This is a genomic window from Pseudomonas sp. MWU12-3103b, from assembly GCF_023100615.1.
GTDB lineage: Bacteria > Pseudomonadota > Gammaproteobacteria > Pseudomonadales > Pseudomonadaceae > Aquipseudomonas > Aquipseudomonas putida_A.
Window position 1 is genome coordinate 315,494 of record NZ_JALMEY010000001.1, and the last position, 23,631, is coordinate 339,124.

The window sequence follows — 23,631 nt, forward strand, 5'->3', positions numbered from 1 at the left end:
GCCGATTACCCCACTTTCACCATGTGTGGTTGCGAGCTGCTGCGCTCAGGCTGGTGATCGAGGTCACGGCTGACCAGCAACAGGACCTGCGCCGAAGCGTCGGACACCTGCGCCTTGTAGCCGGCGATGGAGCGGGCGAACACGTTGTAGATCACCACCGCAGGAATCGCAGCAACCAGGCCCAGCGCGGTGGCCAGCAGCGCTTCGGCGATGCCCGGCGCCACGACGGCGAGGTTGGTGGTCTGGGTCTTGGCGATGCCGATGAAGCTGTTCATGATGCCCCACACGGTACCGAACAGGCCGACGAACGGCGCGGTGGAACCGATGGTGGCGAGGACGCCGGTGCCGCTGCTCATGTTGCGGCCACAGGCTGCGACCAGACGCTCAAGACGGAAGCTGACGCGCTCCTTGATGCCTTCTTTCTCGCGGCTGTTGACCGACAGGCGCATCTCTTCGAGGGCGTCGTGCACCAGCAGGTTGGCGAGGGTGCCTTCCTTTGCCGCAGTGGCGCTGGCTTCCTTGATGGTCGCGGCTTTTTTCAGAGCAGCGATTTCACCGCGCAGACGACGCTTGGCGCCCATCAGCTCGAAGCCTTTGGCGATCCAGATGGTCCAGGTGATGATGGAAGCGATGGCCAGACCGATCATCACGATTTTCACGATGATGTCGGCGTTCTGGTACATGCCCCATGGCGACAGGTCGTGGGCCATGCCCAAGCTGTTGTCAGGTTCGAGCACTTCAGGCGCGTCTGCTGCGCTGGCGTCTACAGCCTGTACCGGGTCGGTGGCGGCTGGCGCGGCGGTAGCAGGCGCGTGCTGTTCGGTGGCAGCCGGAGCGGCTGGCGCCTGGGCATCAGCGAAGGCGGCGGTCGGCGCCAGCATCAGGCTGAGCAGCAGGGCCGCCAATGCGCTGAAGGCACGAGGTCGTGTGGTTGGCGAAGCGGGGTTTTGATTACGTGTCATGCTGGCCGGACCTGAAGTAGAAAACGGTTGATGCTCTTCCAGGCCTCGTGAGGCCGAGAACAAAAGTGGGGTGTATTATTGCAAGTAATTCTTGTTAACAAAAGTAATAGAGTTTCTTTTTTTCCTTCATTGCTAGCCGTTCGTCCTTTGCGAGGGCTAATCTGTTTCTTTCGTTTGGGAGTTTTTTGATGTCCGCGCCTTCTGTTTTGATTGCCGGTTGCGGTGACGTCGGCAGTCGTCTGGCTACGCAATTGTTGGCCGCCGGCTGGGAGGTGCATGGTCTGCGCCGTGATGTTTCGCGTTTGCCGGATGGCGTCATCGGCGTCGCCGGAGACCTGTTCAAGGAAGATTGCCCAGAGACCTGGCCGGTCGGGGCGGTGGATTACCTGGTGTATTGCGCAGCGGCAACCGATCACGATGAGGCCGGTTATCGTGCGGCTTACGTGCAGGGTTTGCAGAACGTGCTGAGTTGGCTGGACGACTATGGGCAGACCCCTGAGCGACTGCTGTTCGTGTCCAGCAGCAGCGTGTACGGCCAGCAGGAAGGGGAGTGGGTCGACGAACATTCAGCGACCGTTGCCAGCGGCTATTCCGGGCAGGTGATGCTTGAGGCTGAGCAAGTGGCGCTGAAAAGCGGTATCCCGGCGAGCATCGTGCGCCTGACCGGCATTTACGGCCCCGGACGTGAATGGCTGTTGACCCAGGTGCGTCGCGGTTATCGGGTGGCGGTAGAGCCCCCGCTGTACGGCAATCGCATTCATGCTGATGACGCGGCGGGGCTGATGGTATTTCTGCTGCAGGCGGCTCATCGCGGCGAGCCATTGCAGGATATCTATATTGGCGTGGACGACGCGCCGGCACCGCTGGCCGAGGTGGTCGCCTGGCTGCGCGAGTATCTGGGGGTCACCGATTGGGCGGAAGATGCCAGCGTACGCCGCACCGGCAGCAAGCGCTGCAGCAATGCCCGGGCGAAGGCGCTGGGCTGGACGCCGAAGTATCCGAGTTACCGTGAAGGCTATGCGGCGATTCTTGAAGGCAAATGCTGACCTTCTAACGCCACAAACCACTGTGGGAGCGGGCTTGCTCGCGAAGAGGGTGTGTCAGGCAACATTGATGTCGACTGACACACCCTCTTCGCGAGCAAGCCCGCTCCCACAGGGTTACGTGTTGCTCTCAGGCGCGGTTACTGCTTTTCAAGCAACCACTTGCGTTCACCCGGGGTGAACTGCGGCATTTCATCCGCCAGTGCGGTATTCACTGCCTGGAAAATCTCCAGCGCCTTGCCTTTGCGGGCAAAGATCCAGTTGTTGCCTTGGCCGTTGAGTTGCAGCCACATGCTGTCGTGGTCGCTGTTCATCGAGGCGCAGTCGCCTGCCAGGCACAGGGCATAGCGGTCGGCGCCGGGCAGGCCGGAGACCTGGCCATCGGCCTGGAACTGTACGGTGTTGCCTTCGCCGTCGCCGCTGGCAATCTTCCAGCTGCCGCCCAGATAGGCCGAATACAGTGCGCGTTCGAAACTGGCGCCAATCGGTGCGCCTTCCGGCACGGGGATTTGTGCGCGGTCGAACAACTGATCCGGCTCGTTCTCGGTGGCGGCTTGTTTCATCCGTCCGCCGTCGCGCTTCAGCTCACTGCCGGAGCTGCCATAGAAGTCGACTTTCCAGGCGCCGGACTGTTCGCCCTGCAGCCGTCCTTCGACGTTCTCGAAACCGTTGGTGTAGCGGGCCTGACCGGCCTTGGTGTTGACGTCCCACTCCAGGTTCGGGCCATAGGCCTGAAGCGCTTCGCGCAGGGGGCCGCCCTTGGCAGCAGCGTCGATCGCCACCTGGTTGATCCAGGTGCCGCTGATGTCACGGTCGGCGGGGTCGCTGGCACAGCCGCCGAGGAAAATGGCGAGCAGCGAGAGAGCAAGCGCTTTGCGCATGGTGGAATCCTTTCAAAACCTTTTCTTTACCGCAGAGCAGTCGGCGCAGCGTTTGAAGGCTGCGCCGTGCGCATTACTCGATGACCAGGATGGCATCCATTTCGACCTGCGAACCCTTCGGCAGGGCAGCAACGCCGATGGCCGCGCGGGCCGGGTACGGCTGGTCGAAGTACTTGCCCATGATCTCGTTGACCTTGGCGAAGTGGCTCAGGTCGGTGAGGAAGATGTTCAGCTTGACGATGTCCTTGAACGAACCGCCGGCAGCTTCAGCCACGGCTTTGAGGTTCTCGAACACCTGGACGGTCTGGGCTTCGAAGCCTTCAACCAGTTCCATGGTCTTTGGGTCCAGAGGAATCTGGCCCGACATGTAGACAGTGTTGCCGGCCTTGATCGCCTGGGAGTAGGTACCGATGGCGGCTGGGGCCTTGTCACTGGTGATAACGGTCTTGGTCATGTATGACTCCTTGTTAGGTGTGAATTAGGCACGCATGCGGGTGATGCGGATGACCCCGGTCAGGGCGCGCAGTTTCTTGATCACGCGGGCCAGGTGCACACGGTCGTGGACGCTGACCACCAGTTGGACGACGCTGATGCGGCCATCGCGCTCGTCCATGCTGATTTTCTCGATATTGCCGTCGGCCGCGTTGACGCTGCTGGCCAGCAGGGCGATCAGGCCGCGCTGGTGCTCCAGCTCGACGCGCAGCTCGACGTTGAATTCACCGGTGACATCCTTGGCCCACGAGAGCTGGATGCATTTTTCCGGGTTGTGCCGGATTTCGCTGATGTTGCGGCAGTTGTCCAGGTGCACGACCATGCCTTTGCCCGCCGACAGGTGCCCGACAATCGGGTCGCCCGGGATCGGCGTGCAGCATTTGGCGTAACTGAGCACCAGACCTTCGGTACCGCGAATCGCCAACGGGCCTTCCGGGCTCGGCAGCTGCTCGCCTTCGCCGAGCAGACGGCGCGCCACGACATAGGCCATGCGGTTGCCCAGACCAATGTCTTCGAGCAAATCTTCGATCAGTTCGAGGCGGTATTCGGTGAGCATCGCCTTGACGCGCTCGGCCGGGATTTTCTCCAGTGAGCTGTCGAAACCGTTGAGCACCTTGTTCAGCAGGCGTTCGCCGAGGCTGATGGACTCGGAGCGACGTTGCAGTTTCAGTGCATGGCGGATGTGCGTACGTGCCTTGCCGGTGACCACGAAGTTGAGCCACGCCGGATTCGGCCGCGCGCCGGGTGCGCTGACGATCTCGACCGTGGAGCCGCTTTGCAGCGGTTCGGACAGCGGTGCGAGACGGCGGTTGATCCGGCAGGCGATGCAGCTGTTGCCGACGTCGGTGTGCACCGCATAGGCAAAGTCGACCGCCGTGGAGCCTTTGGGCAGCTCCATGATCCGGCCTTTGGGCGTGAACACGTAGACCTCGTCCGGGAACAGGTCGATCTTCACGCTCTCGATGAATTCCAGCGAGTTGCCGGCACGTTGCTGCATTTCCAGCACGCCTTTGACCCACTGGCGGGCGCGGGCGTGAGTGCCTTTCGGCTGCTCGTCACCGCTGGATTTGTACAGCCAGTGTGCGGCAATGCCGTTGTTGGCCATCTCTTCCATTTCGCGGGTGCGGATCTGGATCTCGATCGGTACGCCGTGCATGCCAAACAGCGTGGTGTGCAGCGACTGATAGCCGTTGGCCTTCGGAATCGCGATGTAATCCTTGAAGCGTCCCGGCAACGGTTTGTACAAATTATGCACAGCACCCAGCACGCGGTAGCAGGTATCGACCTTGTCGACGATGATCCGGAACGCGTAGACGTCCATGATCTCGTTGAAGGCCCGACGCTTGCCGCGCATTTTCTTGTAGATGCCGTAAAGGTGTTTCTGGCGACCGCTGACTTCGCCCTGGATGCCGTCGATCGCGAGGCAGTGGCCGAGGGACTCTTCGATCTTGTTGACGATTTCCTTGCGGTTGCCCCGGGCGCGCTTGACCGCCTGGTAGATCCGCGCGGAACGCATCGGGTGCATCGCCTTGAAGCCGAGGTCTTCGAATTCGATACGAATGGCGTGCATGCCCAGCCGGTTGGCGATCGGCGCGTAGATTTCGAGGGTTTCCTTGGCGATCCGGCGGCGTTTTTCCCCGGACAGCACTTCCAGCGTGCGCATGTTGTGCAGGCGGTCGGCGAGTTTGACCAGGATCACGCGAATGTCGCGCGCCATGGCCATGGCCATTTTCTGGAAGTTTTCGGCCTGGGCTTCGGCCTTGGTCTCGAAGTTCATCTGGGTCAGTTTGCTGACCCCGTCGACCAGTTCGGCCACGGTTTCACCGAACTGCGCTTGCAGCGCCTCTTTGGCGATACCGGTGTCTTCGATCACGTCATGCAGCATCGCGGCCATCAGGCTCTGATGGTCCATGTGCATGTCGGCAAGAATATTCGCCACCGCAAGAGGATGCGTGACGTACGCCTCGCCGCTGCGACGGCGCTGACCGTCATGGGCTTGTTCGGCGTAGAAATACGCTCGGCGGACCAGGTTAACCTGGTCGTTGCCGAGGTAGGTCGATAAGCGATCGGCGAGGGCGTCTATGCTCGGCATGATGACTCCTGCCGTAGGCTGTGTTCCCGCGCCGTGCTACGTCGACCAGGCATAGGCTTAGACGGCCTCGTTGGACTCGTCCTCGAACGCAGCGAAGACCGGGTCTTCGTGGACGATTTCCTGCTCGGCGATGAACTCGTAGCTCATCAGGCCTTCTGCGATTTCACGCAGGGCGACAACGGTCGGCTTGTCGTTTTCCCACTGGACCAGTGGCTCTTTGCCGCCGGTGGCCAGTTGACGGGCACGCTTGGTAGAGAGCATGACCAGCTCAAAGCGGTTTTCCACGTGTTCTAGGCAGTCTTCAACGGTTACGCGGGCCATGGTATTCCTCGGAGCGAATGCAATATGCGCGCTGCCCGGTTGGGCGAGCGGACTGAGCAGTTTAAAAAATCACCAGCGATTAGGGAAGCGCTGATTTTTTGACCAGACCCTTCAACGCGCTGCAAGCACCAATGTAAAGCGCTTGCAGCGGTTTTGGGAAGTGCTGATTAACCGAGCAGTTCGGCCAGTAATTTGCCGAAACGTACCTGCTGGCGTTTCTGTTGCAGCTGATTGGCGCGGAAAATCGCCTTAAGATCGTCCAGTGCATGGGCGAAATCGTCGTTGATGATCAGATAGTCGTACTCGACATAGTGGCTCATCTCGCTGACGGCTTCGCGCATCCGCCCGTCAATGATCTCGTCACTGTCCTGGCCACGGTTGGTCAGGCGCTGGTGCAAGGCCTGCAGCGACGGCGGCAGGATGAAGATCGAGCGTGCCTGCGGCATCAGCTTGCGCACTTGTTCGGCGCCTTGCCAGTCGATTTCCAGAATCAGGTCGTGACCTTCGTCCAGCGTCTGCTGCAGGCGGCTTTGTGAGGTGCCATAGAAGTTGCCGAAGACTTCGGCGCGTTCGAGGAAATCGCCGTGCTCGCCCATCTTCACGAACTCTTCGCGAGTCACGAAGTGATAGTTCACGCCGTCCACTTCACCCGGACGCATGGCGCGGGTGGTGTGGGAGATCGAGACGCGGATCTCCGGATTGGCATCGGTCAAAGCCTTGACCAGGCTGCTCTTGCCTGCGCCCGATGGCGCGGAAATGATGTACAGGGTGCCGGTGCTGTGGGTCATGTCTGTTGCCTTACTCAATATTCTGCACTTGTTCGCGCATCTGCTCGATCAACACCTTGAGGTTGACGGCGGCCTGGGTGCTGCGCGGGTCGAAGGCCTTGGAGCCCAGTGTGTTGGCTTCGCGGTTGAGCTCCTGCATCAGGAAATCCAGGCGCCGACCGGCGGCACCGCCGGACTTGAGCACCCGGCGAACTTCGATGATGTGAGTGCTCAAGCGATCCAGTTCTTCGGCCACATCGCTCTTTTGCGCGAGCATGACCATTTCCTGTTCCAGGCGCTGCGGATCCAGTTCGGCCTTCATGTCGGTGAAGCGGTCGAGGACTTTCTGACGCTGGGTCGCAAGCATCTGCGGCACCAGTTCACGCAAGGTCACGACGTCCTCTTCAATGGAAGTCAGGCGCTCGTTGATCAGGCGTGCCAACTCCGCGCCTTCGCGCTCGCGGCCGGCCTTGAGTTCCTTGAGACCTTGATTGAACAGCGCCAGCGCATCGGCGTTCAGCGCTTGTGGATCAGTGGCGTCGGCCACCAGCACGCCGGGCCAGGCCAGCACTTCCAGCGGGTTGAGTGCTGCCGGGTTCTTGATCAGGCCGGCAACGGTTTCGGCGGCGGCGACCAGTTGCGCGGCGCGCTCGCGGTCGACCTGCAACGGCTTGCCGGTGCTTTCTTCGGTGAAGCGCAGGGTGCATTCCAGTTTGCCCCGCGACAGGCCCTGACGCAGGGCTTCACGCACGGCGCCCTCGAGGTCGCGGAACGACTCCGGCAGGCGCAGGTGCGGTTCCAGATAGCGGCTGTTGACCGAGCGCAGCTCCCAGCTCAGGGTGCCCTGGACGCCGGCTTTCTCGACGCGGGCGAAGGCGGTCATGCTGTGCACCATGGCGGTGACCTCGCAATGCAAATCGGCGCAGAAGGGATGTTCCGCAGGCTCGATATCAATGAATTTAAGCCGACTGGCAGCAAAGGCGCAGGATTGTAGCGCAGTGCGGCGGATGCGCCCAAACACACGGTGTGACAAAGGGCTGCAGGCCGTCGGTTATGCGCGTTTCAGGGCCCTGGGTCGACGGCCGGAATTTTTAACCCGTGCCCAGGCGCGGTGCAGCGCTCTATAATGCTCGGCAGTTTTCCGTCCCCAGTACAGGTATTCCCTATGAAACGTCCAAGTGGTCGCGCTGCCGATCAGCTTCGCTCGATCCGCATTACCCGCAACTACACCAAACACGCCGAGGGATCCGTACTGGTCGAATTCGGTGATACCAAGGTCATCTGCACCGTCAGCGTCGAAAACGGCGTGCCGCGTTTCCTCAAAGGCCAGGGCCAGGGCTGGTTGACCGCCGAGTACGGCATGCTGCCGCGCGCCACTGGCGAGCGTAACCAGCGTGAAGCGAGCCGTGGCAAGCAGGGCGGCCGCACCCTGGAAATCCAGCGCCTGATCGGCCGTTCGCTACGCGCTGCGCTGGACATGTCCAAGCTGGGCGACGTGACCCTGTACGTCGACTGCGACGTGATCCAGGCTGACGGCGGCACCCGCACCGCCTCTATCACCGGCGCCATGGTGGCACTGGTCGATGCACTGAAAGTGATCAAGAAGCGCGGCGGCCTGAAAGGCGGCGACCCGCTCAAGCAAATGATCGGCGCGGTATCGGTCGGCATGTATCAGGGCGAGCCGGTGCTGGATCTGGACTATCTTGAAGATTCCGCCGCCGAGACCGACCTCAACGTGGTGATGACCAGCACCGGTGGCTTCATCGAAGTCCAGGGCACCGCCGAAGGCGCGCCGTTCCAGCCTGAAGATCTGAACGCCATGCTGGAACTGGCGAAGAAAGGCATGAACGAAATCTTCGAACTGCAAAAGGCTGCACTGGCCGACTGAGCAGGTTCGCAACCCGCAAGGAGGACGTGATGAGTGATGAGCAAGAGTTGCTGCCCAAGCCGAGCCAAGAGGTTCGTCAATGGGCGATGTTTTGTCACTTGTCCGCCTTGCTGGGGATCTGGATTCCGTTCGGCAACCTGATCGGGCCGCTGATCCTGTGGCAAATGAAGCGCGAGACCGATCCATTCATCGACGCTCAGGGCAAGGAAGCGCTGAACTTTCAAATCACCGTGGCGATTGCTGCCGCGATCTGTCTGCTGCTGATGGTGTTGATCATCGGCTTCTTCTTGCTGGGCCTGCTGGCCATCGGCGCGTTGGTGCTGACGATCATTGCCGGGGTGAAGGCGAACGAAGGCTTTCCCTACCGTTATCCATTCACTTGGCGACTGATCAAATAACGATCAATGCAAAGCCTCCGTGACTCGTAAAGTTTTAATGTAAATGCCCTGACTAGTCAGGGCATTTGTGTTTTTGCAACTCGAATAATTACTCTTTCGTGTAGGAGCAGTTCTATCTGCGACAAGCGGTAGTGGATATTTTTTATATATCTAACGCCTACACTTTTAGTCACAACTGCAATGCTTTAACGCGATCTCAGTCCTTGGCAACAGGACTTGTCGATTGTTAAGGTTGCTCCGCGCAACATTGCTTCAGAAATATCTCGATATATTCAAGCCATCAAAGGCCCTTGAATTCCACATCAATCAGTGTTGAGACAATCAGCCGATTCAATAGGCGTGCGCGGGTAAAAGTGCGCCTGATGAATAAATAGTCAAGAATATCCCCAATGATCCAGCTCGATTTTTATGGAACGCTCGTGGCCGCCTCTCTGGTGCTATTACTGGGGCGCGGACTTATTGCACGAGTCGGATTTCTGCGTAATTACAATATTCCTGAACCCGTCGCCGGTGGACTGGTGGTTGCGCTGGGTTTATTGATATTGCGAACTTTTGATATAGAAATCAGATTCGATACTTCACTGCAGGCGCCGTTGATGTTGGCGTTCTTTGCCACTATCGGTTTGAGCGCAGACTTTGCCAACCTGAAAAAGGGTGGTCGCGTAGTCGGCATATTTCTACTGGCGGTTACCGGGCTTCTGGTGGTTCAGAACGCTTTGGGCATTGGCCTTGCCAAAGCGTTGGGTCTTGATCCGTTGATGGGGCTCCTGACGGGTTCGATCACGCTTGCGGGCGGTCACGGTACGGGGGCGGCGTGGGGCACGGTATTCAGTGAAAAGTACGGCCTTGCTTCGGCCTCCGAGCTTGCAATCGCCTCGGCAACCTTCGGCTTGGTCCTGGGCGGTTTGATAGGTGGGCCTGTGGCCCGCCTGCTCATCAAACGCGTTGAGGTGCCCGGTTGCCAGTTTCAAGAAACGCCACGGATGCCAAAGGGTTTTGAGCAGCCGAACAAAGAGCGCTCGATTACGCCCTTTTCGTTTATCGAGACACTGGCATTGATTGCGGTCAGTTTATTGGCTGGCAATCTTCTGAATGGCTTTCTGCACGGAACCGCATTCGAGTTGCCAACGTTTGTCTGCGTTTTGTTTGTGGGGGTGATGCTGCGTAACGGGCTATCGGCGCTGGGCCTGTATCAGGTATTCGAGCGTGAAGTGTCGGTGCTGGGCAATGTCAGCCTGTCGCTGTTTCTGGCAATTGCCTTGATGTCTCTCAAACTCTGGGATCTGGCAGCGTTGGCACTGCCGATATTCATCATCCTGGCTGCGCAAACGTTGGTCATGGCGCTGTTTGCGATTTTTGTGACATTCAGAGTGATGGGCAGTAACTACGACGCGGCGGTCCTGGCGGCGGGGCATTGCGGTTTTGGCCTGGGCGCAACGCCAACCGCCATTGCCAACATGCAGGCGGTGACGCAGCGTTTCGGGCCTTCGCAGATTGCGTTTCTGGTGGTGCCGATGGTCGGTGCATTCTTCATCGACATCATCAACGTGATCGTCATCAAGCTTTACCTGGCCTTGCCGTTTTTTGTCGCCGTCTGAGGTCAGGACGGCTTCAGGCGCGGCATAAAAAATGCCCGTATCTCGCGATACGGGCATTTTTTTAACGACGGATCGACGCTTAGATGGTCAGCGTCCAGTCGTAGTCGACGATCAGCGGCGCGTGCTGCGAGAACCGTGGCTGACGTGGCAGGCGCGCGCTGCGTACGAAACGGCGCAAGCCTGGGGTCAGCAGCTGGTAGTCGAAGCGCCAGCCCAGATTCAGCATCTCGGCCTGTTCGTTGTCCGGCCACCAGCTGTACTGGTCACCTTCGCGGCTGACTTCGCGCAGGGCATCGACATAGCCCATGTTGCCGACAATCTCGTCCATCCAGGCGCGTTCTGGCGCCAGGAAGCCCGGGGATTGCTGGCTGTCGCGCCAGTTCTTGATGTCGAGCTTCTGCTGCGCAACGTACAGCGAGCCACAATAAATGTACTCGCGACGTTTACGCCGCTGCTTGTCCAGGTACTTGCCGAAGTCGTCCATGAGCTTGAACTTCTGGTTCAAGTCCTCATCGCCGTTCATCCCCGAAGGGAGCAGCAAGGTGGCAATACTGACTTTGTCGAAATCTGCTTGCAGGTAGCGCCCGTAGCGGTCGGCCGTCTCGAAACCGAGACCGCTGATGACAGCCTTCGGTTGCAACCGCGAATACAAAGCCACGCCACCTTGGGCAGGGACTTCAGCATCGCAGGCATAAAGGAAGTAGCCATCCAGTTGGAAGGCTGGGTCATCCAGTTCAAAGGCGGAGGCACGGGTGTCCTGCAGGCAGATGACGTCGGCATTCTGTGCTTGCAGCCAACTGAGCAAACCACGCTCGACTGCAGCCTGAATACCATTGACGTTCACACTGATGATCCGCATAAATGGCCCCAAAAATCGCGTGCGTGTATGATACACGGCGTCAAGCTAATTAGCTAAATCCGTGGTATTTGGGGTTTTTTTCATGCAAGCGTATCAGCGCGATTTCATTCGTTTTGCCATCGATCGCGGCGTTTTGCGCTTCGGTGAGTTCACCCTGAAGTCCGGGCGCACCAGTCCTTACTTCTTCAATGCCGGCCTGTTCAACTCGGGTTCGGCCCTGGCGCAGCTGGGGCGTTTCTACGCGGCAGCCATCGCCGAAAGCGGCATTCCTTTCGACGTATTGTTTGGCCCGGCCTACAAAGGCATCCCGCTGGCAGCCACCACCGCTGTCGCGTTGGCCGAACACCACAACCGTGACCTGCCATGGTGCTTCAACCGCAAGGAAGCCAAGGCCCACGGCGAAGGCGGCAGCCTGGTCGGCGCGCCGTTGACCGGTGAAGTGCTGATCATCGACGACGTGATCACTGCCGGCACCGCGATCCGCGAAGTGATGCAGATCATCGCTTCCCAGGACGGCGCCAAGGCCGCCGGCGTGCTGATCGCCCTGAACCGTCAGGAGCGTGGCAACGGCGAATTGTCGGCAATCCAGGAAGTCGAGCGTGATTTCGGTATTCCGGTGATCAGCATCGTTTCGCTGAACCAGGTGCTGGAATTCCTCGCCGACGATCCGCAGCTCAAGCAGCATCTGCCAGCCGTGGAAGCGTATCGCGCCCAGTTCGGCGTCTGAACTGTGGAATGAGCTTTTGTGGCGAGGGAGCTTGCTCCCGCTGGGCTGCGTAGCAGACCCGAAAAGCTTGTGAGCGCTGCGCACTCAAGCGGGAGCAAGCTCCCTCGCCACAATAGATGGAAGGCCGCAGGCAAAAAAAGACCCCGCTCAGTCAGGCTGAGCGGGGTCTTTTCGTTTCCGCGACGGCTTACGGACGCTTGCGATTGCTGATCAGCGTGCCCACACCAGTGTCGGTGAAGATTTCCAGCAGGATCGCGTTCGGTACGCGACCGTCGATGATCAGCGAGCTGCCAACGCCACCCTGAACCGCTTCCAGTGCGCAACGGATCTTCGGCAGCATGCCGCCGTAGATGGTGCCGTCGGCGATCAGATCGTCGACCTGCTGGGTGCTCAGACCGGTCAACACGGTGCCCGACTTGTCCATCAGGCCGGCGATGTTAGTCAGCAGCATCAGCTTCTCGGCTTTCAGCGCTTCGGCGACTTTACCGGCCACCAGGTCGGCGTTGATGTTGTACGACTCGCCGTTCTCACCGACGCCGATCGGCGCGATCACCGGGATGAAGTTGCCTTTGACCAGCAGGTTCAGCAGCTCGGTGTTGATCCCGACCACTTCGCCCACTTGACCGATGTCGATGATTTCCGGCTGCGTCATCTCCGGGGTCTGGCGGGTGACGGTCAGTTTCTTCGCACGAATCAGCCCGGCGTCTTTACCGGTCAGGCCGATGGCGCTGCCGCCGTGACGGTTGATCAGGTTGACGATGCTTTTGTTGACCTGACCGCCGAGGACCATTTCCACCACGTCCATGGTCGCGGCGTCGGTGACACGCATGCCATCGACGAAGTGGCTTTCGATCGACAGGCGCTTGAGCAGATCACCGATCTGCGGGCCGCCGCCGTGAACCACCACCGGGTTGATGCCTACGGCTTTCATCAAGACGATGTCGCGGGCGAAGCCGGTTTTCAGCTCCTCGCTTTCCATCGCGTTGCCGCCGTATTTGATCACCAGGGTCTTGCCGACATAACGTCGGATGTAAGGCAACGCTTCGGACAGGACCTGGGCGGTGTGGGCGGCGGCTTCGCGTTCGAGGGTCATTCAGGGCTCCGGGTGAATCAGAACGGTAGTTGGAGATCAGGTGCAACGCGTTTCAGTTGGGCGTGGAACACATCCTTGATGCGCTGCAATTCAGCCTCGTCATCGGCCTCGAAGCGCAGCACCAGCACCGGTGTGGTGTTGGACGCGCGCACCAGGCCCCAGCCTTTGGCGTAATCGACTCGCACGCCGTCGATGGTGGTCAGGTCGGCGCCTGCGCCCCACTGTGCGTCGTGCAGTGCATCAATGATGCTGAATTTGCTCTCTTCGGTCACATGGATATTGATTTCCGGCGTAGAAATATCGTTCGGGAAGGTCGCAAACAGCTCTTCGGCGGTGGATTTTTCCTTGCTGAGGATCTCCAGCAGCCGTGCGGCGCTGTAGATACCGTCGTCGAAACCGAACCAGCGTTCCTTGAAGAAGATGTGGCCGCTCATCTCACCGGCCAATAGAGCACCGGATTGTTTCATTTTCTTTTTGATCAACGAGTGACCGGTCTTCCACATTAGCGGGCGACCGCCGTATTCCTTGATCAACGGCACCAGACGGCGGGTGCATTTGACGTCGAAGATGATTTCCGCGTCCGGGTTGCGCGCCACCACGTCGCGGGCGAACAGCATCAGCAGGCGATCCGGGTAGACGATGCTGCCAGTATTGGTCACCACGCCGACGCGGTCGCCGTCACCGTCGAAGGCCAGACCGAGGTCGGCGTTGGTTTCCTTGACCTTGGCGATCAGGTCGACGAGGTTCTCGGGCTTGCCCGGGTCTGGGTGGTGGTTGGGGAAGTTGCCGTCGACTTCGCAGAACAGCGGAATGACTTCGCAGTTCAGCGCTTCGATCAGTTGCGGGGCAATCACGCCGGCCGCGCCGTTGCCGCAGTCGACCACGACTTTCAGACGTCGGGCCAGTTTGACGTCCTTGACGATTTCGTTGGTGTAGCGGTCAAGGATTTCGACCTGGGTCACGCTGCCCTGACCGCTGGTCAGGTCATTGGTCTTGATGCGCTCGTGCAGCACCTGGATCTGCTCGTTGGCGAGGGTGTCGCCGGCGATCACGATCTTGAAGCCGTTGTAGTTCGACGGGTTATGGCTGCCGGTGAGCATTACCCCAGACTTGCCGGCCAATACGTTCGCCGCGTAATACAGCGCAGGCGTCGGGACCAGGCCGACGTCGCTGACGTGGCAGCCGCTCTCGGCGATACCGCGGATCAGTTCTGCAACCAGCTCCGGGCCGGACAGGCGACCGTCGCGACCGACGGAAACATTCGGTTCACCTTGGGCCAGGCTCTGTGAGCCGATGGCGCGGCCGATCCAGTAAGCGGTTTCGGCATTGAGGAATTCCGGCACGGTGCCGCGAATGTCATAGGCGCGGAAGATGCTGTCGGGAAGCTTCGGGGCGATCTTGGCGGGGGTGCTCATCTGCACAAATGCTCCATCTCGAAAGTGGCGGGACACACCGACGATTCACTCGGCGGCAGGCTCAAACTGAAGGGTATGACGGCGTTTTCCGCAGAGAGTTCGTGGTGTGAAAGGGCCATGACGCCTCGTCTGGCGTGGCCTGCGGCCGGCAAAACCTTGATTTTCGGTGTTAAAGCCTGCTGCCGAAAATGCACAAATTTGTGGTGAGGGGATTTATCCCCGATGGCTGCGCAACAGATCCAAAAGTCTTGGGGCCGCTTCGCAGCCCATCGGGGATAAATCCCCTCGCCACAATAATATTTCAGGGTTATTTCGTGCCGGTATGGCCGAAGCCGCCCGCGCCGCGTTCGGTTTCGACGAACTCTTCAACCATTTCGAAGTGCGCCTGCACCACGGGTACCAGCACCAGCTGCGCCAGACGTTCGCCGACGGTCATGGTGAAGTCGGATTGGCCACGGTTCCAGCAGGACACCATCAACGGGCCCTGGTAATCGGAGTCGATCAGGCCAACGAGGTTACCGAGCACGATGCCGTGCTTATGGCCCATGCCCGAGCGCGGCAGGATCAGCGCGGCGAGGTTCGGGTCGCCGATGTAGACCGACAGACCGGTAGGGATCAGCACGGTTTCACCCGGCTTGATCACGATGTCCTGCTCCAGCATGGCGCGCAGGTCGAGGCCGGCGGAGCCCGGGGTGGCGTATTGCGGCAGCGGGAATTCGGTACCGATGCGTGGGTCGAGGATCTTGGCTTGCAAAGCGTGCATGTAAATTAAACCTGATTCAGACGTTCGGCGATAAAAGTGACCAGTTGGCGAGCGATCTTGCTCTTGCTGGTCTGGGCGAAAACAGTGGCATGAAGCTCACGGTCGATCACGCTGCAGGCGTTTTCTTCGCTGTTGAAACCGATGCTCGGGTTGGCGACGTCGTTGGCGACGATCAGGTCGAGATTCTTGTCTTTCAGCTTGCGTGCAGCGTAGTCGAGCAGGTGTTCGGTCTCGGCGGCGAAGCCGACACTGAACGGGCGGTCGGGGCGGGTCGCGATGGTGGCCAGGATGTCCGGGTTACGCACCATTTGCAGGACGAAGCCGTCGCCGCTTGTAGGGTCTTTCTTGAGTTTTTGCGGGGCAACGACTTCCGGACGGTAGTCCGCCACCGCTGCCGAGGCGATGAACACATCACACGGGATGGCCGATTCGCACGCTGCAAGCATGTCGCGGGCACTGACCACATCGATGCGCGTGACGCGATCCGGCGTCGGCAGGTGCACCGGGCCGCTGATCAGGGTCACGCGGGCGCCGGCTTCCACCGCGGCTTCGGCCAGAGCGAAGCCCATTTTCCCGGAGCTGTGGTTGGTGATGTAGCGCACCGGGTCGATGTTTTCCTGGGTCGGGCCGGCGGTGATCACCACGTGCTTGCCGGTCAGCGCCTGACGCTGGAAGCAGTCCGCCGCGCACTGCGCCAGATCGGTGGCTTCCATCATCCGGCCCATGCCGACGTCGCCGCAGGCCTGGCTGCCAGAGGCCGGGCCGAAAGTCTTCAGGCCACGGCTTTCAAGGATTTGCAGGTTGGCCTGGGTTGCCGGATCGCGCCACATCGCCTGATTCATTGCTGGCGCGACGGCCACCACGGCGTCGGTGGCCAGCACCAGGGTGGTCAGCAGATCGTTGGCGATGCCTTGGGCCAAACGGGCGATCAGGTCAGCGGTGGCCGGGGCGATCAGCACCAGATCGGCCCACTTGGCCAGCTCGATATGACCCATGGCCGCTTCGGCGGCCGGGTCGAGCAAGTCGAGGTGAACCGGGTGCCCGGACAGGGCCTGCATGGTCAGCGGGGTGATGAACTCGGCGCCGCCATGGGTCATGACCACACGCACTTCGGCGCCCTGGTCGATCAGGCGACGAACCAGATCGGCGCTCTTGTAGGCCGCAATGCCGCCGCCGACGCCCAGAACGATGCGTTTCCGATACAGCCGCTGCATAGGTCTGCCTTTACATTTCGTGGGTGACATACGTGGCGAAACCCCCTCCCCAGGGTGAATTCGCCCGCAAAAAAGATGGGCTACGATATCACAGCGACCGCTACGGAACAGCGGTGCCCACAGACAAGGAAGGTGTATGAGTATTCGCGATTGGCCTGCGGCGGAGCGGCCGCGGGAGAAGCTGCTTGAACAGGGCTCGGGAAGTCTTTCGGACGCCGAGTTGCTGGCGATTTTTCTTCGAACCGGGGTCACGGGAAAAAGCGCGGTGGATCTGGCGCGACACCTGTTGACGCAATTCGGCAGCCTGCGCGCGTTGCTGGAGGCCGATCTTGCGGCGTTCAGCGGACAGTTGGGATTGGGGCCTGCGAAATTCGCGCAGTTGCAGGCGGTGCTGGAAATGGGGCGGCGACACCTGGCCGAGCGCATGCGTAAAAAACCGGCGCTGGAGAATCCGCAGGCAGTTCGGGACTATCTGAAATCCATGCTGCGCCACGAGCCACACGAGGTGTTTGGCTGCCTGTTTCTCGATTCCAAGCATCAGGTGCTGACGTTCGAGGCACTGTTTCGCGGCTCGATCGATAACACCAGCGTGCATCCTCGGGAAGTGGTGAAACGCTCATTGGCCAACAACGCGGCGGCGGTGATTCTCTGCCACAACCACCCGTCGGGGAACAGCGATCCGAGCCAGGCGGACCGCCAACTGACCAAGCGCTTGCAGAAGGCTCTGGACCTGATTGATGTACGGGTGCTGGATCACTTCATCATTGGCGACGGCGAGCCGCTGTCGATGGCGGAGTGTGGCTGGATGTAGCTTTCAACAACAAACACCAACCCCTGTGGGAGCGGGCTTGCTCGCGAAGGCGGTGTGTCAGTCAATAAGAGTTTGGCTGATCCGACGCCTTCGCGAGCAAGCCCGCTCCCACAGGTAAATTGTGTTGTGACGGGTTATTTCAGGGTGACCTTGGAGTAGTCCTGCCGCCCGAACGGGCTGACGGAATAACCCTGCACATCCTTGCGCGTCAGCGCATATGCAGTCGGGTGCGCCAGCGGCAACCACAGCGCCTGCTGCTGAATCTGCGCCTGTGCCTGTTCGTACAGTTTGGTGCGCACGCCTTGCTCACTGGTGGTCTTGCCGGCGCTGATCAACTTGTCCAGGTCGGCATTGCAGTAGCGGGCGAAGTTGGTGCCGGATTTGACCGCCGCGCAGGAAAACTGCGGCGTGAGGAAGTTATCCGGGTCGCCGTTGTCGCCGGCCCAGCCCATGAACAGCAGGTCATGCTCGCCAGCCTTGGCGCGGCGAATCAGTTCGCCCCACTCGATCACGCGGATTTCCGCCTGAATGCCGATTTCCGCCAGATCCGATTGCAGCAATTGCGCGCCCAGACTCGGATTCGGGTTAAGCAGACTGCCGGACGGACGCGTCCAGATGGTGGTCTGGAAGCCGTCCTTGAGTCCGGCCTTGGCCAGCAACGCCTTGGCTTTGGCCACGTCGTGCGGATAGCCCGGCAGGTTCTTCGCATAACTCCAGGTGTTCGGCGGGTAAGGGCCGTTGGCCGGCTCTGCGGTGTCTTCGAACACGGCTTTGACGTAGTTGGCCTTGTCGAAGGCGAGGTTGATCGCCTGGCGCACTTCCGGCTTGTCCAGCGGTGGATGCTGGCTGTTGATGCCGACGAAAGCGGTCATGAAGGCGTCAGTCTTTTCCACTTTCAGCGTCGGCTCTTCCTGCGCAGCCTTCACGTCCAGCGGTTTTGGCGACAGGGCGATCTGGCACTCGTTGCGCCGCAGCTTTTGCAGGCGCACGTTGGCGTCCGGGGTGATGGCGAAGATCAGCGGGTCGACCGCCGGCTTGCCGCCGAAATAGTCCGGGTTGGCCTTGTAGCGCACCGAGGCGTCTTTCTGGAAGCGCGTGAAGATGAACGGACCGGTGCCGATCGGCTGGCTGTTGAGCTTGTCGGTCGCGTCGGCCTTGAGCAACTTGTCGGCGTACTCGGCGGAATAGATGGAGGCGAAGCCCATGCTCAGGGTCGCGAGGAACGTCGAGTCCGGGTGGTCGAGGGTAAAGCGCACGGTCAGCGGGTCAAGCGCGTCGATCTTTTTGATCAGCGCCGGCAACTGCATGGACTGGGCGTGCGGGAAGCCGCTTTGCGCCACTTTGTGCCATGGGTTGGCTGGATCGAGCATGCGATCGAAGCTGAATTTGACGTCTTCGGCGCTCAGGGTACGGGTCGGCTTGAAATAGTCAGTGCTGTGAAACTTCACCTGCGGGTGCAGCTTGAACACATAAGTCAGGCCGTCGGTGCTGACTTCCCAGCTGTCGGCCAGGCTCGGCACGACTTTGCCGCTGGCGGTGTCGAAGTCCACCAGGCGGTTCATCAGCACGTCGGCCGAGGCATTGGTGGTGGTCAGCGAGTTGTATTGCACCACGTCGAACCCTTCAGGGCTGGCCTCGGTGCAGACGCTCAGGGCGGCGGCCTGGGCCAGGGGGCTCAGCAGAAGCGGGGCGAGCAACAGGGGTAGGGCAGCGAGGCGCATGGTCGGCTTCCTTTACAGATCGAAGGCCATCTGCAGGTGCAGTCTGGAAAAGGGTTACCCTAGAGGGCTGGATTGCAAATGACTATCCCCTTTTTGCATTTTTGGGGCAGCCCAGTGACGTTTTTCAGACCGCGGTGCACGAGGAAAAGTCGAAAACGTCTGTTAGAGCGGTTTTCTGCGACGAGTGGTCAAAACTCGCCTCAGCCTTTATCCAAAGCGTCTGCAGGCGGAAAATGCGCGTTTTTACCGGTCGATTGCACATCCATTGTTGTTGCACCCCGGTCTTTCTGGTATAAAGCAGCGCTCTTTTCTAGGGGCCCGGTTCCTTCACTGTAGGTGTAGCCGGTAAGACCTCTAAAGAAACGCGGCGCCTGGCGCCAAATGACTGAGAGATTAAGCGGCCAACCCATGCCGGGTTGGGCATGTGGTTTTAGAGGGCTGAGGCATGTCGAGAGTATGTCAAGTTACCGGTAAGGGTCCGGTAACCGGGAATAACATTTCCCACGCAAACAACAAAACCCGTCGTCGTTTCCTGCCGAACCTGCAGCATCACCGCTTCTGGGTTGAAGAAGAGAAACGTTTTGTGCGTCTGCGCGTATCTGCCAAAGGCATGCGCATCATCGACAAGCGTGGCATCAGTGTCGTGCTCGCCGAACTTCGCCGCGATGGCAAGATTTAAGGGAGCTAATCATGCGTGAATTGATTCGTTTGATCTCGAGCGCCGGTACTGGTCACTTCTACACTACCGACAAGAACAAGCGTACTACCCCGGACAAAATCGAGATCAAGAAATATGATCCGGTTGTTCGCAAGCACGTGATCTACAAGGAAGGCAAAATCAAGTAATTGATTTTTCCCGACTTACGAAAAAGGCCCGTATCGTGAGATGCGGGCCTTTTTTGTTGCCTCGGATTTCTTTGGTGTCTGGTCGGACCTCATCGCGAGCAGGCTCACTCCTACATTGGAATGCGGTCACCTGTAGGAGTGAGCCTGCTCGCGATAGGGCCGGATCAGCCAGCGAAAATCCTCAAGCCTTCTGTTCAAAGATGACATAGATCTTGCGGCACGCTTCCAGCACTTCCCAAGTGCCACGGAAACCGGCCGGAATCACAAAGCGGTCGCCAACACGCAAGGTCTTGGCATTGCCATCGCTGTCACGCAGCACCGAAACCCCTTGCAGGATTTCGCAGTATTCATGCTCGGTGTAGTTCACCGTCCACTGCCCGATCGCACCTTCCCACACGCCAACACCCATTTGCCCACAAGGGCTGTCGTACTGGTTGAACACCGCTTGCTCGGGATCGCCCTTGAGCACTTTGGCCGGGTCCGGGCGATAGCGTTCGGCGTCGCTGCTGGTCAGGCTGATATCGACGACGTTCTGGATGTTCATTGTTGTTTTCTCCCGTGATGACGGCGCGGTGGCTTGAAAGGGCCAAAGTCTATGTTTATTAAAATGAACACCGCAAGGGCGTATGGCGCGCTTATGTCAAATATATTGAAACAACCCCGGCCGCTGGTTTAGGGTGGCGGGTGCCTTGGGCCGAAAAGCAGGCTGGCCGGGCAGCATTCCTGAAGACGTCCGCGAAGAACGCGGCGCTCTATTCAACAAGAGGAGGACACTCGAATGACCACCCTGACTCGTGCCGATTGGGAACAACGTGCTCGCGACCTGAAGATCGAAGGCCGCGCCTACCTCAACGGTGAATACACCGACGCCGTCTCCGGCGAAACCTTCGAGTGCATCAGCCCGGTCGATGGCCGTCTGCTGGGCAAGATCGCCAGCTGTGACGCCGCCGACGCCCAACGCGCCGTGGAAAACGCCCGCGCCACCTTCAATTCCGGCGTGTGGTCGCGCCTCGCGCCGACCAAGCGCAAAGCCACCATGATCCGTTTCGCCAGCCTGCTGAAGCAGCACGCTGAAGAACTGGCGCTGCTCGAAACCCTCGACATGGGTAAGCCGATCAGCGATTCGCTGTACATCGACGTACCGGGCGCGGCGCAAGCGCTGAGCTGGAGCGGTGAGGCGATCGACAAGATCTACGACGAAGTGGCGGCCACGCCGCACGATCAACTGGGTCTGGTGACCCGCGAGCCAGTGGGTGTCGTCGGTGCCATCGTGCCGTGGAACTTCCCGCTGATGATGGCTTGCTGGAAACTCGGCCCGGCGCTGTCGACCGGTAACTCGGTGATCCTCAAACCGTCGGAAAAATCCCCGCTGACCGCCATCCGCATCGCTGCGCTTGCGGTTGAGGCCGGCATTCCGAAAGGCGTGCTCAACGTGTTGCCGGGCTACGGCCACACCGTCGGCAAGGCGCTGGCGCTGCACAATGACGTCGACACGCTGGTGTTCACCGGTTCGACCAAGATCGCCAAGCAGCTGATGATCTACTCCGGCGAATCGAACATGAAGCGCGTGTGGCTGGAAGCTGGCGGCAAGAGCCCGAACATCGTCTTCGCCGATGCGCCGGACCTGCAAGCCGCTGCCGAATCCGCCGCCAGCGCCATCGCCTTCAACCAGGGCGAAGTCTGCACCGCCGGTTCGCGTCTGCTGGTCGAACGCTCGATCAAGGACAAATTCCTGCCAATGGTGATCGAGGCGCTGAAAGCCTGGAAGCCGGGCAATCCGCTGGACCCGGCAACCAATGTCGGTGCGCTGGTCGATACCCAGCAGATGAACACCGTGCTGTCGTACATCGAATCCGGTCACACCGACGGCGCCAAACTGGTGGCGGGCGGCAAGCGCATCCTCCAGGAAACCGGTGGCACTTACGTCGAGCCGACGATTTTCGACGGCGTGAGCAACGCGATGAAGATCGCTCAGGAAGAGATTTTCGGCCCGGTGCTGTCGGTCATCGCCTTCGATACCGCCGAAGAAGCGATCCAGATCGCCAACGACACGCCGTACGGCCTGGCCGCTGCGGTATGGACTCAGGACATCTCCAAGGCGCACCTGACTGCCAAAGCACTGCGCGCCGGCAGCGTGTGGGTCAACCAGTACGACGGCGGCGACATGACTGCACCGTTCGGCGGCTTCAAGCAGTCGGGCAACGGTCGCGACAAGTCGCTGCACGCGTTCGACAAGTACACCGAGTTGAAAGCGACGTGGATCAAGCTGTAAGCCGTTAGCGGGAGCCTGATTCGTTCAGGCTTTCGAACTTACGGAGATCCCCTGTGGGAGCAAGTCTCTGTGGTGAGGGGATTTATCCCCGATCGGCTGCGAAGCAGTCGCAAAACCAGTGCATGCGAGGGTGCAGGTTTTGAGGTCGCTGCGCGACCTGTCGGGGATGAATCCCCTCACCACAGGGTTTGCTCCCACATTTGGTTTTGTGGCGCACATAAGAATATCCACAGGAGCGTGGACCATGCGTTGGGCGACGTATTTCGCCGTGTTGGCGTCTGTCTTGAGTGTCGGCCTGGCCCTGGGGGTTAGCATGCCGCTGGTGTCGTTGCGTCTGGAGAGCTGGGGTTACGGCTCTTTCGCCATCGGCGTGATGGCGGCGATGCCGGCGATTGGCGTATTGCTGGGCGCGAAGATTTCCAGTCATCTGGCGGCACGTTTCGGCACGGCGAACCTCATGCGTCTTTGCCTGTGGGCCGGGGCGTTGTCGATCGGCTTGCTCGCGCTGTTGCCGAGTTATCCGGTCTGGCTGGTGCTGCGCCTGATGATCGGGGTGATCCTGACCATCGTATTCATCCTCGGCGAGAGCTGGATCAATCAACTGGTCGTCGAACACTGGCGCGGTCGTCTGGTCGCTCTGTATGGCAGCAGCTATGCGCTGAGCCAACTGTCTGGTCCGCTGCTGCTGGGTGCGCTAGGCACTGAGCATGATTATGGTTTCTGGGTCGGTGTCGGGCTGCTGACAGTCTCGCCATTGCTGTTGATGGGCCGCAGCGGTGCGCCGAGCAGTGAAGCCAGCAGCGTTACGTTCAGCGATCTGTGGGGGTTTGCCCGGGAGCTGCCGGCGATTGCCTGGGCGGTGTCACTGTTCGCCGCGTTCGAAGCGATGATCCTCACGCTGTTGCCGGTGTATTGCCTGCAACAGGGCTTCACCGCCGAGATTGCGCTGGCGATGGTCAGCACGGTGGTGGTCGGCGATGCGCTACTGCAACTGCCGATTGGCGCGCTGGCGGATTACCTGTCTCGACGCACGTTGTTCACCGGTTGCGCGGTGGTGCTGATGCTGTCGAGCCTGGCGATTCCAATGCTAATCGATACGCTGCTGATCTGGCCGTTGTGGGTGTTGTTCGGCGCCAGTGCCGGTGGCCTGTTCACCTTGTCACTGATCCTGATCGGCGAGCGTTATCGCGACGATGCGCTGGTGCGGGCCAATGCGCACATTGCGCAGCTGTGGGGTGTCGGCTGTCTGATCGGGCCTTTGCTGGCGGGGGCGGGCAGTCAGTGGATCAGCGGGCATGCGTTGCCGTTGTTGATGGCGGCGGGGGCGTTTGGATTGGTGATTCTACTGATGCGTCAGGGGGCATTCGGCACAGTGGCCGAGCCTGCTTAAGTCAGCTCTTAAAGCGAAAGAATTCTTGTGGTGAGGGAGCTTGCTCCCGCTGGGCTGCGCAGCGGCCCCAAAGACTTC

The 23,631-nt window shown here is 60.1% G+C and carries 23 protein-coding genes and 1 pseudogene; 10 read left to right on the top strand and 14 right to left on the bottom strand.

Annotated elements, in window-relative coordinates:
* Positions 1–5: 5 nt before the first annotated feature.
* Positions 6–962, bottom strand: coding sequence for a tonB-system energizer ExbB (exbB, locus tag M0808_RS01435; RefSeq protein WP_247839637.1), 957 nt, complete (start codon positions 960–962; stop codon positions 6–8).
* A 188-nt stretch (positions 963–1,150) separates the two neighbouring features.
* On the opposite strand from exbB, the gene M0808_RS01440 reads away from it, so the two are divergent.
* Positions 1,151–2,008 carry an SDR family oxidoreductase gene (locus M0808_RS01440; protein WP_247839639.1) on the top strand — a complete coding sequence of 286 codons (858 nt, stop codon included), beginning with the start codon at positions 1,151–1,153 and terminating at the stop codon, positions 2,006–2,008.
* 137 nt (positions 2,009–2,145) lie between these two features.
* Here the strand turns inward: M0808_RS01440 and M0808_RS01445 are convergent, their stop codons facing one another.
* The 6 genes from M0808_RS01445 to M0808_RS01470 form a co-directional block, all read right to left on the bottom strand.
* The gene (locus M0808_RS01445) at positions 2,146–2,886 is read right to left on the bottom strand and encodes a hypothetical protein (protein ID WP_027610405.1); all 741 of its coding nucleotides are present in this window, start codon (positions 2,884–2,886) and stop codon (positions 2,146–2,148) included.
* 73 nt (positions 2,887–2,959) lie between these two features.
* Positions 2,960–3,340, bottom strand: coding sequence for a RidA family protein (locus tag M0808_RS01450; RefSeq protein ID WP_003229509.1), 381 nt, complete (start codon positions 3,338–3,340; stop codon positions 2,960–2,962).
* A 24-nt stretch (positions 3,341–3,364) separates the two neighbouring features.
* A complete protein-coding gene (gene spoT / locus M0808_RS01455) occupies positions 3,365–5,470 on the bottom strand; it encodes a bifunctional GTP diphosphokinase/guanosine-3',5'-bis pyrophosphate 3'-pyrophosphohydrolase (protein WP_007920338.1) in 2,106 nt (701 codons plus the stop codon).
* A gap of 57 nt (positions 5,471–5,527) precedes the next feature.
* The gene (gene rpoZ, locus M0808_RS01460; protein ID WP_003229503.1) at positions 5,528–5,791 is read right to left on the bottom strand and encodes a DNA-directed RNA polymerase subunit omega; all 264 of its coding nucleotides are present in this window, start codon (positions 5,789–5,791) and stop codon (positions 5,528–5,530) included.
* Positions 5,792–5,958: 167 nt separating this feature from the next.
* The gene (gmk, locus tag M0808_RS01465; RefSeq protein WP_003229498.1) at positions 5,959–6,579 is read right to left on the bottom strand and encodes a guanylate kinase; all 621 of its coding nucleotides are present in this window, start codon (positions 6,577–6,579) and stop codon (positions 5,959–5,961) included.
* 10 nt (positions 6,580–6,589) lie between these two features.
* Complete coding sequence (locus M0808_RS01470; RefSeq protein WP_047596795.1) at positions 6,590–7,453, bottom strand: YicC/YloC family endoribonuclease; 864 nt, start codon at positions 7,451–7,453, stop codon at positions 6,590–6,592.
* Between the two features lie 270 nt (positions 7,454–7,723).
* Between M0808_RS01470 and rph the strand changes: the two genes are divergently transcribed.
* From rph to gltS, 3 genes are all read left to right on the top strand, one after another.
* On the top strand, positions 7,724–8,446 hold the full coding sequence (gene rph / locus M0808_RS01475) for a ribonuclease PH (RefSeq protein WP_027610407.1): 723 nt from the start codon (positions 7,724–7,726) through the stop codon (positions 8,444–8,446).
* A gap of 29 nt (positions 8,447–8,475) precedes the next feature.
* Positions 8,476–8,844, top strand: a complete 369-nt coding sequence (locus M0808_RS01480; RefSeq protein WP_003229492.1) for a DUF4870 domain-containing protein — start codon at positions 8,476–8,478, stop codon at positions 8,842–8,844.
* Between the two features lie 389 nt (positions 8,845–9,233).
* Positions 9,234–10,442: a sodium/glutamate symporter gene (gene gltS, locus M0808_RS01485; protein ID WP_247839641.1), complete on the top strand. Its 1,209-nt coding sequence runs from the start codon at positions 9,234–9,236 to the stop codon at positions 10,440–10,442.
* A 79-nt stretch (positions 10,443–10,521) separates the two neighbouring features.
* Here the strand turns inward: gltS and M0808_RS01490 are convergent, their stop codons facing one another.
* Positions 10,522–11,301, bottom strand: a complete 780-nt coding sequence (locus M0808_RS01490; RefSeq protein ID WP_003229491.1) for an exodeoxyribonuclease III — start codon at positions 11,299–11,301, stop codon at positions 10,522–10,524.
* An 82-nt stretch (positions 11,302–11,383) separates the two neighbouring features.
* On the opposite strand from M0808_RS01490, the gene pyrE reads away from it, so the two are divergent.
* A complete protein-coding gene (gene pyrE / locus M0808_RS01495; RefSeq protein WP_007954442.1) occupies positions 11,384–12,028 on the top strand; it encodes an orotate phosphoribosyltransferase in 645 nt (214 codons plus the stop codon).
* A 187-nt stretch (positions 12,029–12,215) separates the two neighbouring features.
* On the opposite strand, the gene argB is transcribed toward pyrE, so the two are convergent.
* The 4 genes and pseudogenes from argB to coaBC all read right to left on the bottom strand — a co-directional run bounded on the left by argB (position 12,216) and on the right by coaBC (position 16,513).
* Positions 12,216–13,121: an acetylglutamate kinase gene (gene argB, locus M0808_RS01500; protein WP_003229488.1), complete on the bottom strand. Its 906-nt coding sequence runs from the start codon at positions 13,119–13,121 to the stop codon at positions 12,216–12,218.
* A 17-nt stretch (positions 13,122–13,138) separates the two neighbouring features.
* Positions 13,139–14,536, bottom strand: a pseudogene (locus tag M0808_RS01505) (phosphomannomutase/phosphoglucomutase); the annotation flags it as partial.
* A gap of 307 nt (positions 14,537–14,843) precedes the next feature.
* Positions 14,844–15,299, bottom strand: a complete 456-nt coding sequence (gene dut / locus M0808_RS01510) for a dUTP diphosphatase (protein WP_003229483.1) — start codon at positions 15,297–15,299, stop codon at positions 14,844–14,846.
* A 5-nt stretch (positions 15,300–15,304) separates the two neighbouring features.
* Positions 15,305–16,513: a bifunctional phosphopantothenoylcysteine decarboxylase/phosphopantothenate--cysteine ligase CoaBC gene (gene coaBC / locus M0808_RS01515; RefSeq protein ID WP_027610411.1), complete on the bottom strand. Its 1,209-nt coding sequence runs from the start codon at positions 16,511–16,513 to the stop codon at positions 15,305–15,307.
* Between the two features lie 136 nt (positions 16,514–16,649).
* Here coaBC and radC point away from each other — a divergent pair, with 136 nt between their 5' ends.
* The gene (radC, locus tag M0808_RS01520) at positions 16,650–17,324 is read left to right on the top strand and encodes a DNA repair protein RadC (RefSeq protein ID WP_098966267.1); all 675 of its coding nucleotides are present in this window, start codon (positions 16,650–16,652) and stop codon (positions 17,322–17,324) included.
* A 134-nt stretch (positions 17,325–17,458) separates the two neighbouring features.
* On the opposite strand, the gene M0808_RS01525 is transcribed toward radC, so the two are convergent.
* Positions 17,459–19,045 (bottom strand): ABC transporter substrate-binding protein, encoded by a 1,587-nt coding sequence (locus M0808_RS01525; protein ID WP_247839643.1) that lies wholly within the window; start codon positions 19,043–19,045, stop codon positions 17,459–17,461.
* A gap of 445 nt (positions 19,046–19,490) precedes the next feature.
* Between M0808_RS01525 and rpmB the strand changes: the two genes are divergently transcribed.
* The gene (rpmB, locus tag M0808_RS01530; RefSeq protein WP_003229474.1) at positions 19,491–19,724 is read left to right on the top strand and encodes a 50S ribosomal protein L28; all 234 of its coding nucleotides are present in this window, start codon (positions 19,491–19,493) and stop codon (positions 19,722–19,724) included.
* Positions 19,725–19,735: 11 nt separating this feature from the next.
* Positions 19,736–19,891: a 50S ribosomal protein L33 gene (gene rpmG / locus M0808_RS01535; protein ID WP_003177274.1), complete on the top strand. Its 156-nt coding sequence runs from the start codon at positions 19,736–19,738 to the stop codon at positions 19,889–19,891.
* 181 nt (positions 19,892–20,072) lie between these two features.
* Here the strand turns inward: rpmG and M0808_RS01540 are convergent, their stop codons facing one another.
* Positions 20,073–20,435, bottom strand: a complete 363-nt coding sequence (locus tag M0808_RS01540; protein WP_247839645.1) for a cupin domain-containing protein — start codon at positions 20,433–20,435, stop codon at positions 20,073–20,075.
* 234 nt (positions 20,436–20,669) lie between these two features.
* Here M0808_RS01540 and M0808_RS01545 point away from each other — a divergent pair, with 234 nt between their 5' ends.
* Both M0808_RS01545 and M0808_RS01550 read left to right on the top strand, forming a co-directional pair.
* Positions 20,670–22,163, top strand: a complete 1,494-nt coding sequence (locus M0808_RS01545; protein WP_047596781.1) for an aldehyde dehydrogenase — start codon at positions 20,670–20,672, stop codon at positions 22,161–22,163.
* 244 nt (positions 22,164–22,407) lie between these two features.
* Positions 22,408–23,553: an MFS transporter gene (locus tag M0808_RS01550; RefSeq protein ID WP_134784984.1), complete on the top strand. Its 1,146-nt coding sequence runs from the start codon at positions 22,408–22,410 to the stop codon at positions 23,551–23,553.
* Positions 23,554–23,631 lie beyond the last annotated feature (78 nt).

Excerpts from the sequence above, each read along its gene's own strand:
- M0808_RS01440 (WP_247839639.1), top strand. The coding sequence starts at position 1,151 with ATGTCCGCGCCTTCTGTTTTGATTGCCGGTTGCGGTGACGTCGGCAGT.
- rpoZ (WP_003229503.1), bottom strand. The coding sequence starts at position 5,791 with ATGGCCCGCGTAACCGTTGAAGACTGCCTAGAACACGTGGAAAACCGC.
- M0808_RS01490 (WP_003229491.1), bottom strand. The coding sequence starts at position 11,301 with ATGCGGATCATCAGTGTGAACGTCAATGGTATTCAGGCTGCAGTCGAG.
- pyrE (WP_007954442.1), top strand. The coding sequence starts at position 11,384 with ATGCAAGCGTATCAGCGCGATTTCATTCGTTTTGCCATCGATCGCGGC.
- gmk (WP_003229498.1), bottom strand. The coding sequence starts at position 6,579 with ATGACCCACAGCACCGGCACCCTGTACATCATTTCCGCGCCATCGGGC.
- M0808_RS01470 (WP_047596795.1), bottom strand. The coding sequence starts at position 7,453 with ATGGTGCACAGCATGACCGCCTTCGCCCGCGTCGAGAAAGCCGGCGTC.
- M0808_RS01545 (WP_047596781.1), top strand. The coding sequence starts at position 20,670 with ATGACCACCCTGACTCGTGCCGATTGGGAACAACGTGCTCGCGACCTG.
- M0808_RS01540 (WP_247839645.1), bottom strand. The coding sequence starts at position 20,435 with ATGAACATCCAGAACGTCGTCGATATCAGCCTGACCAGCAGCGACGCC.
- rpmB (WP_003229474.1), top strand. The coding sequence starts at position 19,491 with ATGTCGAGAGTATGTCAAGTTACCGGTAAGGGTCCGGTAACCGGGAAT.
- radC (WP_098966267.1), top strand. The coding sequence starts at position 16,650 with ATGAGTATTCGCGATTGGCCTGCGGCGGAGCGGCCGCGGGAGAAGCTG.
- M0808_RS01480 (WP_003229492.1), top strand. The coding sequence starts at position 8,476 with ATGAGTGATGAGCAAGAGTTGCTGCCCAAGCCGAGCCAAGAGGTTCGT.
- M0808_RS01550 (WP_134784984.1), top strand. The coding sequence starts at position 22,408 with ATGCGTTGGGCGACGTATTTCGCCGTGTTGGCGTCTGTCTTGAGTGTC.
- dut (WP_003229483.1), bottom strand. The coding sequence starts at position 15,299 with ATGCACGCTTTGCAAGCCAAGATCCTCGACCCACGCATCGGTACCGAA.
- spoT (WP_007920338.1), bottom strand. The coding sequence starts at position 5,470 with ATGCCGAGCATAGACGCCCTCGCCGATCGCTTATCGACCTACCTCGGC.
- coaBC (WP_027610411.1), bottom strand. The coding sequence starts at position 16,513 with ATGCAGCGGCTGTATCGGAAACGCATCGTTCTGGGCGTCGGCGGCGGC.
- rph (WP_027610407.1), top strand. The coding sequence starts at position 7,724 with ATGAAACGTCCAAGTGGTCGCGCTGCCGATCAGCTTCGCTCGATCCGC.
- gltS (WP_247839641.1), top strand. The coding sequence starts at position 9,234 with ATGATCCAGCTCGATTTTTATGGAACGCTCGTGGCCGCCTCTCTGGTG.
- rpmG (WP_003177274.1), top strand. The coding sequence starts at position 19,736 with ATGCGTGAATTGATTCGTTTGATCTCGAGCGCCGGTACTGGTCACTTC.
- argB (WP_003229488.1), bottom strand. The coding sequence starts at position 13,121 with ATGACCCTCGAACGCGAAGCCGCCGCCCACACCGCCCAGGTCCTGTCC.
- M0808_RS01445 (WP_027610405.1), bottom strand. The coding sequence starts at position 2,886 with ATGCGCAAAGCGCTTGCTCTCTCGCTGCTCGCCATTTTCCTCGGCGGC.
- M0808_RS01525 (WP_247839643.1), bottom strand. The coding sequence starts at position 19,045 with ATGCGCCTCGCTGCCCTACCCCTGTTGCTCGCCCCGCTTCTGCTGAGC.
- exbB (WP_247839637.1), bottom strand. The coding sequence starts at position 962 with ATGACACGTAATCAAAACCCCGCTTCGCCAACCACACGACCTCGTGCC.
- M0808_RS01450 (WP_003229509.1), bottom strand. The coding sequence starts at position 3,340 with ATGACCAAGACCGTTATCACCAGTGACAAGGCCCCAGCCGCCATCGGT.